General features: G+C 64.8%; 13 protein-coding genes. 3 read left to right on the forward strand and 10 right to left on the reverse strand.

Annotated elements, in window-relative coordinates; all coding sequences use genetic code 11:
- Window positions 1–15 precede the first annotated feature (15 nt).
- The 4 genes from ACQKPS_RS02825 to ACQKPS_RS02840 all read right to left on the reverse strand — a co-directional run bounded on the left by ACQKPS_RS02825 (window position 16) and on the right by ACQKPS_RS02840 (window position 3,832).
- Complete coding sequence (locus ACQKPS_RS02825) at window positions 16–744, reverse strand: ABC transporter permease (RefSeq protein WP_313201192.1); 729 nt, start codon at window positions 742–744, stop codon at window positions 16–18.
- Between the two features lie 85 nt (window positions 745–829).
- Window positions 830–1,684 (reverse strand): ABC transporter ATP-binding protein, encoded by an 855-nt coding sequence (locus ACQKPS_RS02830; RefSeq protein ID WP_254479950.1) that lies wholly within the window; start codon window positions 1,682–1,684, stop codon window positions 830–832.
- Window positions 1,685–1,750: 66 nt separating this feature from the next.
- Window positions 1,751–2,776 (reverse strand): Rieske 2Fe-2S domain-containing protein, encoded by a 1,026-nt coding sequence (locus tag ACQKPS_RS02835; protein WP_427602593.1) that lies wholly within the window; start codon window positions 2,774–2,776, stop codon window positions 1,751–1,753.
- Window positions 2,777–2,812: 36 nt separating this feature from the next.
- A complete protein-coding gene (locus ACQKPS_RS02840; RefSeq protein ID WP_427602595.1) occupies window positions 2,813–3,832 on the reverse strand; it encodes an ABC transporter substrate-binding protein in 1,020 nt (339 codons plus the stop codon).
- Window positions 3,833–4,468: 636 nt separating this feature from the next.
- On the opposite strand from ACQKPS_RS02840, the gene ACQKPS_RS02845 reads away from it, so the two are divergent.
- On the forward strand, window positions 4,469–5,275 hold the full coding sequence (locus ACQKPS_RS02845; RefSeq protein WP_427602597.1) for a hypothetical protein: 807 nt from the start codon (window positions 4,469–4,471) through the stop codon (window positions 5,273–5,275).
- A gap of 46 nt (window positions 5,276–5,321) precedes the next feature.
- On the opposite strand, the gene ACQKPS_RS02850 is transcribed toward ACQKPS_RS02845, so the two are convergent.
- From ACQKPS_RS02850 to ACQKPS_RS02865, 4 genes are all read right to left on the reverse strand, one after another.
- A complete protein-coding gene (locus ACQKPS_RS02850) occupies window positions 5,322–5,864 on the reverse strand; it encodes an AAA family ATPase (RefSeq protein WP_313201122.1) in 543 nt (180 codons plus the stop codon).
- 74 nt (window positions 5,865–5,938) lie between these two features.
- Window positions 5,939–6,160, reverse strand: coding sequence for a helix-turn-helix domain-containing protein (locus ACQKPS_RS02855; protein WP_427602599.1), 222 nt, complete (start codon window positions 6,158–6,160; stop codon window positions 5,939–5,941).
- A gap of 48 nt (window positions 6,161–6,208) precedes the next feature.
- A complete protein-coding gene (locus tag ACQKPS_RS02860; protein ID WP_427602601.1) occupies window positions 6,209–7,792 on the reverse strand; it encodes a rhodanese-related sulfurtransferase in 1,584 nt (527 codons plus the stop codon).
- Window positions 7,789–8,397 carry a cysteine dioxygenase gene (locus ACQKPS_RS02865; RefSeq protein ID WP_427602603.1) on the reverse strand — a complete coding sequence of 203 codons (609 nt, stop codon included), beginning with the start codon at window positions 8,395–8,397 and terminating at the stop codon, window positions 7,789–7,791. Before ACQKPS_RS02865 ends, ACQKPS_RS02860 begins: the two co-directional genes overlap by 4 nt.
- 297 nt (window positions 8,398–8,694) lie before the next feature.
- Between ACQKPS_RS02865 and ACQKPS_RS02870 the strand changes: the two genes are divergently transcribed.
- Together ACQKPS_RS02870 and ACQKPS_RS02875 are read left to right on the forward strand one after the other, a co-directional pair.
- Window positions 8,695–9,648 carry an ABC transporter substrate-binding protein gene (locus ACQKPS_RS02870; protein WP_254479943.1) on the forward strand — a complete coding sequence of 318 codons (954 nt, stop codon included), beginning with the start codon at window positions 8,695–8,697 and terminating at the stop codon, window positions 9,646–9,648.
- An 11-nt stretch (window positions 9,649–9,659) separates the two neighbouring features.
- The gene (locus ACQKPS_RS02875; protein ID WP_254479942.1) at window positions 9,660–10,979 is read left to right on the forward strand and encodes an LLM class flavin-dependent oxidoreductase; all 1,320 of its coding nucleotides are present in this window, start codon (window positions 9,660–9,662) and stop codon (window positions 10,977–10,979) included.
- Window positions 10,980–11,010: 31 nt separating this feature from the next.
- Here the strand turns inward: ACQKPS_RS02875 and ACQKPS_RS02880 are convergent, their stop codons facing one another.
- Complete coding sequence (locus ACQKPS_RS02880; protein ID WP_427602606.1) at window positions 11,011–13,422, reverse strand: TonB-dependent receptor plug domain-containing protein; 2,412 nt, start codon at window positions 13,420–13,422, stop codon at window positions 11,011–11,013.
- A 34-nt stretch (window positions 13,423–13,456) separates the two neighbouring features.
- Window positions 13,457–13,951 (reverse strand): RidA family protein, encoded by a 495-nt coding sequence (locus ACQKPS_RS02885; RefSeq protein WP_283724288.1) that lies wholly within the window; start codon window positions 13,949–13,951, stop codon window positions 13,457–13,459.
- Between the last annotated feature and the right edge of the window lie 11 nt (window positions 13,952–13,962).

Here is a 13,962-nt window from a genome sequence, read left to right on the forward strand (position 1 = left end):
GGGTTCTCCATGGGCTTAACCGAGTTCACTTTCGTGCCAGTGGCGCAGGCTCAGGCGAGCCAGCAGGGCCATCAGGCTGAACAGCGCGACGCCGGTCAGGGCGATCAGCACCAGGGCGGCGAACAACCGCGGGATGTTGAGCTGAAAGCCCGCTTGCAAAATCTGGTACGCCAGCCCTGCGCCACTGCCGCCCGTGCCGGCCACGAACTCGGCGACCACCGCGCCGATCAAGGCCAGGCCGCTGGCAATCCGCAGGCCGGCGAAGAAACACGGCAGGGCGCTGGGAATGCGCAGGCGCAGCAGCACCTGCCAGCGGCTGGCGCGGTTGAGGCGGAACAGGTTGAGCAGCCCGGGGTTGACGCTGCGCAGCCCCAGCACGGTATTGGCAATGATCGGAAACACCGCCACCAGGGTGGCGCAGATCACCAGCGCCAGTGTCGTGTCGCTGCACCAGATGATGATCAACGGCGCAATGGCCACCACTGGCGTCACCTGCAGCAGGATGGCGTAGGGGAACAGGCTGGCTTCCACCAGGCGGCTCTGTACGAACACGAATGCTGCCAGGGTACCGATGACCACGGCGAGGGCGAACGACAGGAAGGTGATCTTCAGGGTCATCCACAGCGCGCCCAGCAACAGCGGGCCGTCGCTGACCAGGGTGCGGCCGATGTCCGCCGGGGAGGGCACCAGGTAGGCCGGTACCTGCCAGGCCATGCATGCCAGTTGCCAGAGGCTCAGCAGCACGGCGCCGACCAGCAAGGGTGAAACGATGCGCAGTACGCCGGGGTGGCGTAGCCAGGGAGCGGGTAGTCTGTTCATGGCGTGGTTCTCAGGCAGGCTCGCTGTTGGCCTGGGCCAGCAGCCGGGACAGGTGGGCACATTGGGCGATGAAGGCCGGCGAAGTCCGATAGGCCTCGTCGCGCTCCGGCGGCCCCTCGATCGCGACATCGGCGATGACCCGACCGGGGCGGGCGCCCATCACCACCACCCGCGACGACAGGTAAACCGCCTCGAAGATGCTATGGGTGACGAACACCACCGTCAGGTCGCGCTCCGCCCAGAGGCGGCGCAGGTCGCTGTCGAGCTTGTTGCGGGTGAATTCGTCAAGCGCGCCGAACGGCTCGTCCATCAACAGCAGGTTGGGCTCGGTGGCCAGTGCGCGGGCAATCGATGCGCGCATCTGCATGCCGCCAGACAGCTCGCGCGGGTAAACGGCACCGAATGCACCCAGGCCAACCCGTTCCAGCGCCGCTTGCACCCTGGGCTGGCTTTGCGCGCGAGGCACACCGGCCAGGTCCAGGGGCAGCCGCACGTTGTCCTGCACCCTGGCCCACGGCATCAAGGTGGCTTCCTGGAACACCATCGCCAGGCGCTGGCTTGCCCCATTGCCCTGCGGGGCGCGCTCGGGGGCGTCCTTGCCCCACCAGCGCACATGGCCAGCGGACGGTTGTTCCAGGCCGGCGAACATCTTCAACAACGTGCTTTTGCCGCAACCGGAGGGGCCCAGCAGCGAGACGAACTCGCCGCGCTGGATCGCCAGCCTGACGCGGCGCAAGGCGTGGGTGCCATTGCCGTAGGTCTTTTCCACCTGGTTGGCGAACAGCGGGGTCTCGGCGCTTATGGTATCGGCAGGCACGCGGGCCTGTGGTCGGGTGTCGGCTTCGGACAGGGTCTGTATCAACATGGGCGCGTTCCCATCTGGCTATGTGCGGTGGCAGAGGCCCCGGCGCACCGGGGCGCTGAACGGCATTCAATGGCTGGCGAACACTTCGCTTTCGCCATGGGCTTCGAGCAGGCCCAGCAATTGCCGGCGGATCACCAGGCCGGGCTTGTCGGAGGGCATGTGCAGCTCGACGCGCCGACGGGTATCGACGCAGGCGTCGGGGTCAGTGGCCTCGAGAATGTCTCGGTCCTCGGCGGTGATCGCTGCGTCCCAGTCGATCAGCGCCTGGGTCGAGCACTGTGCTTCGCTGTCGTTGCGGTACAGCCACTGCACCAGCATCAGGCGCCCGTCATCGATCGGTGTGGCGCAGTTGTAGATGATGTGATGGATGCCACTCTCCGGGTACATGCAGCCGAAGCGTCGCGAGAACGGCAGGTAATAGCGGTTGACCAGGTGGCGCTCGGTGATCGGCGCACGGCTGCCGGTGATGGCGAAGCTGGCCTCGGGGTTGCGGACCGGCACGCGTGTCTCGGCTTCGAACCCGTAGTCGGTCTCGCGGAACGCGTAGCTGGCCGGTTGCGGCTGGTCGAACAGACCGAAATTGGCCTTGTGCACAAACGAGAAGTGCGAGTTGTCGAATGAATTTTCCATGACCCGCAGCGGGCTGGTTTTCCATTCTTCGTAGAACTGGAAGATGCGCCGGTAACCAGGGGCGCCATCCTCGGGGAAGTCGGGGATCGGCTGCAGCGGATCGTCCAGCGCCACCCAGGCATAGCCGTAACGCGCCTGGCAGTGGTAAGCCTTGACGGCTGCCCCGGCCGGGATTGCCCCTGTCGGGTTCTGCGGGATCTTCACGCAGGCGCCCGTGCAGTCGTACTCCCAGCCGTGGTAGCCGCAGGCGATGTTGCCGTCTTCGCTGACAAAGCCTTTGGACAGCCTGGCGGTACGGTGGCAGCAGCGGTCGCGCATGGCTACCGGCGTGCCGTCGGGGCGTTTCCACAGCACCAGGGCTTCTCCGAGCAGGGTGAAAGGCTTTGGCCCGTCGTCCAGTGCGGACATCGGCAGAAGGGCGTACCAGAAGCGACGCAATATGGGTTGTTTGGTGACCAACATGATTCGGTTCCTTAGGGGTTCAAGTGCCTGAACGGGTCAGCGGCTGGCAGCCTGGTTGCTGTCGGGCAACACATGGAGGTCCTGCACGAAGCGTGTGGTGTAGGCCTTCTGCCAGGGCGCGCCAGCGCCAAGCAGGCCAGCCTCGACCATGAAATCGCGGGTCGCCTGCCAGCGCGCGTCACTCATGGTGCCAATGCCGTGGACAGCCGCGTCGCCGCGGGTCAGCAACTGGTGTTGCTTGAGGGTCGAGACGCCCCAGGCCAGCAGTTCATCGCTCATGTTGGGGTTGTCACGCTTGATCAGCGCATTACCTGCGCCGGGGTTGTCCAGATAGCGCTTCCAGCCCTCGAGCGAGGCGCGCACGAACGCCGCGACACGCTGTGGATGCTGCTCGATGAGGTCCTGCCGGGTGGCGACGGTCGAACCGTAGGGCGGGTAACCGGCATCGGCGAACAGGAAGAAGTTGGGCTGTTGACCGGCCTTGATGGCCTGGAACAGTTCCGAGCTGGCGTAGGCCTGCTGGGTGGTGTCGGCGCCAGCGAGGAAGGGCTGCAGGTTGAAGGTATAAGGGCGGGCCTGGCTGTCCTGCAGCTGGTACTTGCCCTTGAGCCAGGGCCACCAGGTTTGCTGGCCGGACGTCGATACCAGCACCTGCTTGTTGTTCAGCCCGTCCAGGCCGGAGACGTCGGCGTGGGTCATCAAGCCCTGCGGGTCACCCTGAAACGGCGCGGCCACCGCCACCACCGGCAGGCCTTGCTCCACGCTCTTGAGGATCTGCAGGTCGTAGTTGACGATGAAGTCGGCTTGCCGGCTGACCAGCAACTGCATGCCATTGACCTGCGGGCCACCCATGCGGATGGTCACCTCCAGCCCTTCTTTCTCGTACAAGCCCTCGGCGAGGGCCTGGTAGAAGCCGCCCTGTTCGGCCTGGGCGTACCAGGAGGTCAGCAGCACGACCTGATCGCCGGCCATGGCCGGTGGCGCGCCCGCCAGCAGCACACCGAGCCCTGCCAGCAGCGAGCGAAGCGGTTGAGTCAAGCCAAAGCGGTTTTTCATGATTGTTCTCCACCTCGATTCGAAATCCGTCGGGGGCCCTGGTCGGCCCCGCGGCGAGAAGCCCGAGTGGAGAAGCAATGCAACGGGAGGAGAGCGAGCGTTCACGATTGACGTTGCTCTCTTGCCCAGGGCCGATAGCCCGCGTGCAATCATCCACTCGGATGTACGCCCGGTCAGGGGCGCAAGAGCAATGTCCCGTGCCTGGTTCGGGCACTGACCGCTTCTACTCGGAAGTCTGTTTAGCCAGAAGCGTGCCAGCTTTTGCAAGCCGCTCATTCCCGGCCAATGGCGGCTTGGCGCGTGCAGCCGGGGCAGGGCAATGGGCCGCAACAGTGCACGCAGGCGGCTGACAGCGCCAATAAGGTGCTGCAATAGCAGTGCGGATGGTATTCAGTGTTGGCTTTGATTGGCCACAATCGGCACTCTAAACTGTATTCGATCTACTGGCACGCGCCCTGCAAGGGCAGGCCCGAGTAGAAGCGGTCAGTGCCCAATCCGGGCATGGGACATTGCTCTGGCGGCTTTATGCCGCGCACCCGGCAAGGGTGGCGCCATGCGTTGCTGCGTGGCCAGAGACGAGGTCTGTCCGTTATCCCTTGCCGGTAACCCTCACCGACCTCGACCCAAGGGATAGCCATGAAACTCAACCCTCTCGCCTGGTTCTGCCACGGCTTGCTGCCGCTCTGCAGCCTGGCCACTGCCACCGCCCAGGCCGCTCCACTGATGTGGAGCGACAACAGCCTCAGTTATCTCTACGGCCACAATTACAAGTTCGATGGCACCGGCAACGACATCCAGCAAACCATCACTTACGAACATGCCAGCGGCTGGACCTGGGGTGATGTGTTCCTGTTCGTCGACAACAAATGGTCGAACGGATTGTCCGGTAAGGAGGGCTACACCTATTACGGGGAGTTTTCACCGCGGCTGTCGCTGGGCAAGGTCAGCGGGCAGAACCTGCGCTACGGCGTGATCAAGGATGTGCTGATCGCCGCCACCTACGAGCGTGGCGAGGGGCGCATTCGCCGGTACCTGCTTGGGCCAGCGGTGGACCTGCTGCTGCCAGGGTTCGATCGCTTTTCGCTCAACACCTACTATCGCAAGCCCGATGGCATCACCGGCAAGGCAGCGGGGCAGTGGCAGATCAACCCGACCTGGGCGATGACCCTCCCGTTGGGCCGTTCCGACATTCTGTTTGACGGGTACCTTGAGTGGTATGTAAATGACGTCGGCCGCAAGGGCACCTCGAACTACGTGGCCAAGAGTTTTCACTTCAACCCGCAGATCAAGTACGACGTCGGCAAAGCGCTGGGGTACACGGCCAAGCGGTTTTACGCTGGTGTGGAATGGGATTACTGGTCGGACAAATACGGGATCGAGGACAGCCACGGGTTTCCAACCGACCAGAATGCGCTGAGCGTCTTGTTCAAAGCGCATTTTTAACGCCGCAATGGCACGCGCTTGCAGCCAGACAAGCGCGAACCGGGCTCTAATGAGCCTGCTTGACCTGCTCAGGCTGCGTGCCGAGCGTCGCGAGGAAGACATCGGTATCCCGATTGCTCCGCAGGCAGACCACGCGACAGCCCGATGGGGCGGTTGCCACCAATCGCCTCATCGCCTCCCGCGACGAGGTTCTGGTCTGCCACATGAACCTGAGAAACGCCGGCAGATTGGCCAGCAATTCCGGGCAGTTGTCCGGCAAGTCGGGCCGGGATCGACCGCGGTTCAACAGCGTTCTGAGCAGGACGCGCCAGAATCGAAGCGGCGCCGAGCGGTCAATCCAGATCAACATGTCAGCGCGGGCCAGCCGGCTGTTCCAGGTGGTCGAATGCCCGCCTTCGAAGATCCAGCGCTCACGGGCCTCGACCTCATGGCAAAGACGGGTCTTTTCGTCCCGGCTGCGCTCGACCCACCCTGGCTGCCAGTGAATCGTGTCGATATGCACGACCGGCAAGCCCGTGCGCTCGCCAAGCTTGCGCGCCAGGGTACTTTTCCCGGCTCCTGGCTGGCCAATGATCATCACCCGTTGCACTGAAGCTCCCTCTCGCAGGCGTTTTGAATTTCGGGCGCGCGATTCTACGGCAATGGGCGACGCGGTCAACTGCGTCAGCGCTGGCGTAGCCTGAACTGGCTGGGTGTTGTCCCGGTGTGTTTCAGCATCAGACGGCGAAGGGCCGTGGCGTCTCGATAGCCGATCTGCGATGCGATGTCGTCGACGCTCAGGCGCGAGCCCGCGAGCAGGCGTCGAGCTTTCTCAAGCCTCACACTCTGGATCACATCCTGAACGCTGCGCCCATACGCCGCTTTGGGTTTGAACACCTTCAGCATGCTCGAAATTAGCGGGATCGGTTTACCAGCACGGTCGCTCGTTCAGCGTCAGAGCACCCTGAACCCGTGGGTGCCATCGCGCTCAAGTTGCGCAATCAGGCCGAATTCCCAGTCCAGATAGCCCTGCATCGCTTCGCGAGGGTTGTCCGTGCCCTCGTAAGGGCGGCGGTAGCGATCGCTGCGTGGCACGGTGAGCTGTGTTTCGCCGCTTTCCAGCGGCAGCCCCGCAGCGATCCAGCGCGCAGTGCCGCCTTCGAGCAGGTAGACCGGGGTGCGGGTGAGGGCCTGCAAGTCCTGGGCGGCGAAGCGCGCCAGCAGGCTGCTGCCGCAGGTCAGCACGTAGCGGCTGGCTTGCGGTAAACGTTCCAGGGCCTCGGCCAGCTGCGCACGGATAGCCCAGTGGGCACCGGGGATATGGCGCTTGACGTAGTTGGCGCTGGCGGTGAAGTCCAGCAGCACAGTGCCGTCTTGCTGTAGCCAGCTGGACAGCTGCTCGACACTGATCTGGTTGGCTGCGGGCAGTTCGGGCAGTGGCGGCTGCCATTCACCCGTGTGGTTGAAGTCAGCCGGGGCCAAACCGTCGAGCACGGCCACTTGCCAACCCATTTGTGCCAGCCACGAGGCGCTCATGTTGGCGCGTACACCGTCATCATCCACCAGTACGATGCGCGCGCCGCGAACGCTGGCCACATGGTCGGTTTCCTGTACCAGCTGACCACCCGGCACCGAGCGGCTGCCAGGCAGGTGCCCGGCGCTGTACTCCTCGGGCGTGCGCACGTCGAACAGGTAGGTGGTGCGGCCGGCTTCGGCCTGCCATTGCGCAAGCCCGGCCCGGTCCAGGCGCAGGACCCCGGCACGGTCGGCTACGCTTCGGGCCTGGCGTGCGGCATTGGCACGGGTGGCGGCGCCGACTTCAGTGAAGCGCCGCTGCTGACCATGGGCCAGTTGCTGGCCGGCGAGGGTCCAGCCGATGGTGCCGTTGCGCAAGGCCGCCACCGGGTTGGGGATGCCGGCGTTGACCAGTGACTGGGTACCGATGATGCTGCGGGTGCGCCCGGCACAGTTGACGATCACCTGGGTGCCTGGGTCCGGCGCCAGTTCAGCCACGCGCAGCACCAGCTCGGCGCCGGGCACGCTGATGCCGCCCGGGATGCTCATGGTCTGGTACTCGTCGAAACGGCGGGCATCGAGCACCACCACATCGGCCTTTTCGTCCAGCAGTGCCTGCACGTGTTCGGCGGCCAGCGACGGCGTGTGCCGCACGCTTTCCACCAGTTCGCCAAACGCCTTGCTGGGCACGTTGACGTCGCGGAACAACTCGCCACCGGCGGCGCGCCAGCCGGCCAGGCCGCCTTCGAGTATGGCCACATCGCTGTAGCCCAGCGCCAACAGGCGCTGCGCGGCTGTGGCGGCAAGGCCTTCACCATTGTCATAGACGGTGATGGCGGTGTCTGCCCGCGGCACCCGGGCGAACACCTCCAGTTCCAGTTTCGACAGGGGAATGTTGGCAGCGAAGAGGGGATGGTCCTGGGCGAACGGGTCTTCTTCGCGCACGTCGATCAGGGCCAGCTCCTCCCGGGCCAGCAGGGCTCGGCGGATGTCGCGGTAGTGACGGGTGGTGACGGTGCTCATCGGGCAGGGTTCTCTTTGGACAGGTCCCAGATGTTGGGCAGGTGGGTATTGGAGTAGCCGGAAATGAACGGCTTTTCGCTGCCGTCCTCGCTGTACACGGCGCGCTTTACCGCGCCGATGTTGCCGCCGTAGACATGGATGCTGATCGATACCTGGTCGGCGAAGGCATTGCTGACTCGATGAATGTCGCCGATACGCGGCGACACTGCCTCCACCTGGCCGGGCGCCAGGCGCATCGGCGCGCCTTCGGGCCGCAGTGCGCCCTGCGCGTCGCGGGCGAAGCTTTGGGCGAGCTCGGCGCCGCGCAGCATGCCGATCAGGCCCCAGACCCGGTGGTCATGGATGGGGGTCTGTTGCCCAGGGCCCCAGACGAAGCTCACCACCGAAAAGCGTTGCCGCGAGTCGCAATGCAACAGGTACTGCTGGTAGCGATGGGGATCGGGTTGGGCAAGCTCGCCCGGTAACCAGTCGTCCTGGGCTACCAGCTCGGCCAGCAGCTGCTGGCCATGGTCGAGCAGGGTGGTCTCGTCAGGTTGCTGGTCCAGCAACGCGGCGAAGCGGTCGATGAAATGACGCAAGCGCTCCGGGCGCAGGTTCTCGGTCATGGGTCAGGCTCGGCTTTCGGGTTTGAAGTAACCCTAGCAAATCCCTTTTCTATTCTCAAAATGCAAAATAATAATAAGCTAATATGCAAAAAATGCATTTACAGGGCGATGGTTCTGTTTTGAAATAGGCGCAGCCAAAGGCATGACGTTATGCCTAATGTGCATTTCACAGGTACCAAAACACGCTTTAGATTATAAAAAACTGAACATCAATGCCTTAGGGCTATAAATAAACCCTGGACGAGACCGCACGTGCGGATCGCCTCACATACCCCAGGCGGGTATCCGGAGACGAACGTGCGCTACATCAAACACCTGGCCGCCACGCTGCTGGCCACCACCTTCAGCCTTGCCGCCGCTGCCCAGACGCTGGTGGTCGGAGACCAGAGCTACAACGCCCGCGCCGTCATGGAAGCGGCGGGGGTGCTCGAAGACCTGCCCTATACCCTGGAGTGGAAGCAATTCACCGCCGGGTCACCGGTGGCCGAGGCCCTGAATGTCGGCAGCCTGGACATCGGCCTGCTCGGCGATGCACCACCGCTGTTTCTCGGTGCCTTGGGGGCACCGATCAAGGTGATCGCGGTCAGCCGCCAGAACCTTGCCGGGGTCGCCATTCTTGCCCGCAAGGATTCGTCGATCCACAGCCTGCAGGACCTGCGCGGCAAACGCGCGGCGATCTGGAAGGGCTCGTGGAGCCAGCAGCTGCTGTTCAGCGCCCTGGACAAGGCGGGCGTGCCCCGCGACTCCCTCGAACTGCGCTACCTCAGCGCCCTCGATGCCTCCCACGCCCTGGATGGCGGTGCGGTCGACGTGATCGCAACCTGGGAGCCGTATGTCACCCAGCAGGAGCGCCAGGGCGCCCGTGTGCTGGCCACCGCCGAAGGGGTGATCCCGGCGCAGAGCTTCGTGGTCGCCAACAGCAAGGCCGTGGAGCAAAAGCGCGCGCAGATCGCCGACTTCCTGCAGCGGCTGAAACAGGCCCGCGACTGGACCCTCGACAACCCGGCCAATACCGAAGCCTACGCCGATGCCTGGGCCCAGCGCACCCGCGCCGACCGTGACATCGCCCGCACCTGGTTCGCCCGCGCACGCACCGACCTTGCGCCACTGAACCCGCAGGTCATCGTCGATGCGCAGAAGACCGTGGATTTCTTCGCCGGGCTTGGCCTGATCAAAGCCTATCCAGCGGCGGACCTGTTCGATACCTCATTTGGCGCGGCCTTCCAGGCGCCCGTTACCAGCAGCCGTTGACAGGGTTTACCATGAGCAAACGACAGATCAAACTCGGCGCGCTGACCATGGGCTGCGGTGGCCCGGGGCGGCACAACCTGTGGCTCGACCCCGAACTGCCAGCCGACGCCAGCGTCAACATCGACTGGTACATCGATATCGCCCGACAGGCAGAGGCGGCGCTGTTCGACCTGATGTTCATCGTCGACAGCCAGTTCATCACCCCAGGCTCACCGTCGCACTACCTCAACCGCCTGGAGCCGCTGACCCTGCTTTCGGCGCTGGCGGTCAGTACTCGCCATCTGGGCCTGGTCGGTACGCTCACCACCTCCTACAACGCACCGTTCAACGTCGCCCGCCGGCTTGCCTCCCTGGACCTGATCAGCAAGGGCCGCGCGGGCTGGAACGTGGTCACCAGCGGCGATGCTGGCACCGCCGGCAACTACGGGCTGGATGAGCATTACGATTACGACACCCGCTATGCCCGGGCCAAGGAGCATGTGCAGGTGGTGCAAGGCCTGTGGCATTCCTACGAAGACGATGCCTTCCCCCGTGACCGGGCCAGCGGGCGATTCCTCGACCCCACGAAATTGCACAGCCTGGACCACAAGGGGGAGCACTTTTCGGTGGTCGGCCCGTTGAACATCCAGCGCTCGCCACAGGGGCAGCCGGTGATTTTCCAGGCGGGCGATTCCGAGCAGGGCCGTGACCTGGGCGCCGCCACCGCCGACGTGGTGTTCACCCACGCCGCGAGCATCGAGCAGGGCCAGGCTTTCTACCGCGACATCAAGGGGCGTGCCGCGCGCCTGGGGCGCGATCCGGAGCAGTTGCTGGTGCTGCCGGGGGCGGAAATTCATGTGGGCGATACCGACGAGCATGCCCGTGAAATTGAGCGTCACTATCACCAGGCCGACCACAGCTTCGAACTGGCGCTGAAGGAATTCGGCCGCAATTTCGGCTGGCATGATTTCAGTCAGTACGATCTCGACGCACCGTTCCCGCAGCAGAGCCTCGAATACGCGCGCAGCAGTTTCTTCACCAACGCCAAGCGGATTGCCGATCAGGCATTGGCGAAGGGGTTCAGCCTGCGCCAGGCGGTGGAATTCGGCCGCCAGCTGCGCCCGGGGGCCTTCGTTGGCTCGGCTTCGACGGTGGCAGCGAAGATGGCCGAGTGGTTCGAGGCGAGGGCGCTGGACGGGTTCAATATCTATATTGGCCACCCGGGGCAGTTCCGCCGCTTTACCGAAGAGGTGGTGCCATTGCTGCAGGAGCGTGGGGTTTATCGCACGGCGTATGAGGGCACGACCTTGCGCGAGAGCCTCGGCTTGCCAATCAAGCGGTTCAGCCGGTAGGACGTGGGGCTGCAGAACAGCCCCAGGGTCCTCAGAAGGTGTAGGTCAGCCGCCCGAAGTAGTACCCCCCGGTGAAACCATACGGCGAATAAACGCCGTACCCCTTGACCATGGTCTTGCTGCTCGGTGCCTGGCGCTCGGGGTACACGTCGAACAGGTTGCGCGCCCCGACCGCCAGCTCCAGGTCTTTGGTCAGCTGGTAGCCGACGTCCAGGTCAGTGATCCAGCGCGCCTTGTACTCGCGGTCCAGCGAGCGGTCGTTGGCCGCATTCACCTCGCGCCATGAGCCGTAGCGGGTCAGCCCCAGGTTGACCCGGTAGCGGTCCAGGCGCCAGGTGCCGCCGAGGATCAGCTTGGTGTGCGGCTGCACCTCTGTCAGCAGGTTGCGCGCCTGGCGGTTCATCAGCTCGTATGAGGTACCGAGGATGTTCACGCTGTCTTTGTAGGCGAGGATCTCGGTGTCGTTCCAGTTGAAGGCCGCCGTCCATTTCACGCTCCCGGCGCTGCCCAGGTCCTGGTCGTAACTGCCCACCAGGTCCAGGCCTTTGGTGCGGGTGCTGGCGCCGTTGGTGAAGTACTGGCCGCCAGAGGTCGAGTCGATGCCATTGGCCAGCAGGGCCTGGGTCACTTCCGGGCCGAGCAGGGTGCCGGTCAGGGTGATGCGGTCGCGCACGTTGATCAGGTAGGCATCGGCGGTAAAGGCCAGTCGCTCGCTGGGCTGCCAGGTCAGGCCGAGGCTGTAGTTGGTGGATCGTTCCGGTTTCAGCGGCTCGGCGCCCAGTGCCTGGGCTGCGGCAGAGTCCACCGGCAGTACGCCGTAGTTGATCGACTGGTACACGCCATCGACCACACCGTAGGTGGTGGAGCGCGCGCTGAACAGGCTGTTGGCCAGCGACGGGGCGCGGAAGCCGTTGCTTACCGTGGCCCGCACGGCCAGTTCAGGGGTCAACTCGTAGCGGGTGGTCAGCTTGCCGCTGCGCGTGGCGCCGATGCCGCGGTCGTAGTGCTCGTAGCGCAGCGCCGCGCCCCAGTACCACTGCGGTAGCGGGTTGAAACCCACATCCAGGTAGCCCGCGTAGCTGTTGCGGCTGGCACTGCTGGCTTCGGCAGGCGAGATGCCGTTGGTGACCTGGGCGCCTGACGCTGCGCAGTTGCCAGGCGCCGCACAGTACCCGCCGTCGGCCCAGCTGGCCCAGTCGCCGGCCTGTACCTGGTAGGTATCGCGGCGCTGTTCGAGGCCCCAGGAGAGGTCCAGCGGCTTGGCCAGGCCCACTTCGAAGCTGCGACGCAGGTCGAGGTTGCTGGTCAGCTGTGAGCTGACCCAGGTGCCAGACTCGAAATGGTCAGGCGTGGCCTCGCCCAGGGACGGGTTCTGGTTGTTCCAGGTGCCTTGTTCAGCCTCGTTTCGCCCGTAGGTGCTGGACAGGTCCCAGTCCCACTCGCCGGCCAAGCCCCTGGCGCCGAACGCCGCCTGGTAGTCGTATTCTTCGATGTACCAGGTCGGCGTGTAGCCGGAAGGGCGCCCGTTCGGGCCGGTGGTGATGGTGTTGACGATGGTCGGCAGGCGGAAGTTCTGGCCTTGCTCGGCCTTGCGGTAGGACCAGGTGCTGAACGAATAGAGGCTAAGGTCGTCCTGCAGCGGCAGTTCGGCGTTGTAGCCCAGTGTCAGCAGGTTGATCTTTGGCGTGCCATAGCCGCCGTAGGTGACCTTGCCGGCGCGATCCAGGGCTTCGGCCTGGCTGTAGCCGTTGGCGCTGGCCTTGTTGTCGTCGTTCTGGCTGCGGGCGTCGAGGGCCAGCTGGACGATACCCTCGTTGCCGATCTCGAAGCCTTTGTTCAGGTTCTGCTGCACGGTCTGTTTCTTGCCGTCGTAGCCTTGGCCGACGGTGCTCACTGCGGTGCCACTGGTGTCGGCCTTGAGGATCACGTTGATCACGCCGGCGATGGCGTCGGAGCCGTACTGGGCGGCAGCGCCGTCACGCAGTACCTCGACATGGTCGATGGCGCCGATGGGGATGAGGTCGAGGTCGCTGGGCGCTGCACCGGCATTGATGCCACTGATGTTCAGGGTGGCGCTGGTGTGGCGGCGCTTGCCGTTGACCAGCACCAGCACCTGGGCGGCATTGAGCCCGCGCAGGTTCGGTGCGCGGGCCATGCCGCTGGCGTCCCAGCCGGTCTTTTCCGGCAGAGTCAGCGACGGCACGCTGGCGCTGAGGGCTTCCATCAGGCCGGGCTTGCCGGTTTCCTGCAGTTGCCTGGCGCTGATCACGTCGATGGGCACCGGGCTGCTGGTGACGGTGCGTTTCTCGCTGCCACGGTTGCCGGTGACGATCACCGTGCCGAGGGCCTGGGCGGCGGGTTCCTCGGCCAGGCCGGGCGCAGTGTGCAGCCCGGCGGCCAGGGCCACGCTGAACAGCGGGGCCGATTTCAAAGCTTGCTTCATGCACGCATTTCCTTGTCTGGCAGGGCAGGCGCGCTCACGGCGCCTTGGCTGCGATCGCGTCGATTTCCACCAGGGCACCGGGCAGCGGCAGGGCCACCACCTGGACGGCCGTGCGGGTCGGGGTACGGGGTTGTTCGGCAGTGGCGAAGAACTCGGTGTAGGCCGCTTGCAGGCCAGCGAAGTCGAGTGCGCCGCCGTTGGCCGGGTCGCCTACCAGGAATACCCGCAACTGGACGATGTCGCCCAGGTCCAGGCCTTGGCTGTGCAGCGCCGTGCGCAACTTGTTCAGCACCGAACGGGTCTGGGTTTCGGTGTTGCCCAGTGCGGCCGTGCTGCCCTTGGGGGCCTTGGGGTCGGCCACATCCGGCAGGGTGCCACTGACAAACGTCAGCTGGCTGCCGGCCGGTACCGTGACCAGCTGCGAGATGGGAAAATTCGAGCCAGGTGGCGCGATGCGTTTGATGGCGTCGGCGTTGGCGTTGAGGCTAAGCGACATGAGCACTCCGGCAAGCAGGAGAAGACGAGGCATGGGCAAGGTTC

This window comes from Pseudomonas sp. NPDC086566, assembly GCF_050280885.1.
GTDB classification, from domain to species: domain Bacteria; phylum Pseudomonadota; class Gammaproteobacteria; order Pseudomonadales; family Pseudomonadaceae; genus Aquipseudomonas; species Aquipseudomonas vlassakiae.

Coding starts and splice junctions, on each gene's coding strand:
- ACQKPS_RS02835 (WP_427602593.1), bottom strand. CDS start 2,776: ATGTTGGTCACCAAACAACCCATATTGCGTCGCTTCTGGTACGCCCTT.
- ACQKPS_RS02860 (WP_427602601.1), bottom strand. CDS start 7,792: ATGAGCACCGTCACCACCCGTCACTACCGCGACATCCGCCGAGCCCTG.
- ACQKPS_RS02840 (WP_427602595.1), bottom strand. CDS start 3,832: ATGAAAAACCGCTTTGGCTTGACTCAACCGCTTCGCTCGCTGCTGGCA.
- ACQKPS_RS02880 (WP_427602606.1), bottom strand. CDS start 13,422: ATGAAGCAAGCTTTGAAATCGGCCCCGCTGTTCAGCGTGGCCCTGGCC.
- ACQKPS_RS02855 (WP_427602599.1), bottom strand. CDS start 6,160: ATGCTGAAGGTGTTCAAACCCAAAGCGGCGTATGGGCGCAGCGTTCAG.
- ACQKPS_RS02885 (WP_283724288.1), bottom strand. CDS start 13,951: ATGCCTCGTCTTCTCCTGCTTGCCGGAGTGCTCATGTCGCTTAGCCTC.
- ACQKPS_RS02875 (WP_254479942.1), top strand. CDS start 9,660: ATGAGCAAACGACAGATCAAACTCGGCGCGCTGACCATGGGCTGCGGT.
- ACQKPS_RS02865 (WP_427602603.1), bottom strand. CDS start 8,397: ATGACCGAGAACCTGCGCCCGGAGCGCTTGCGTCATTTCATCGACCGC.
- ACQKPS_RS02830 (WP_254479950.1), bottom strand. CDS start 1,684: ATGTTGATACAGACCCTGTCCGAAGCCGACACCCGACCACAGGCCCGC.
- ACQKPS_RS02845 (WP_427602597.1), top strand. CDS start 4,469: ATGAAACTCAACCCTCTCGCCTGGTTCTGCCACGGCTTGCTGCCGCTC.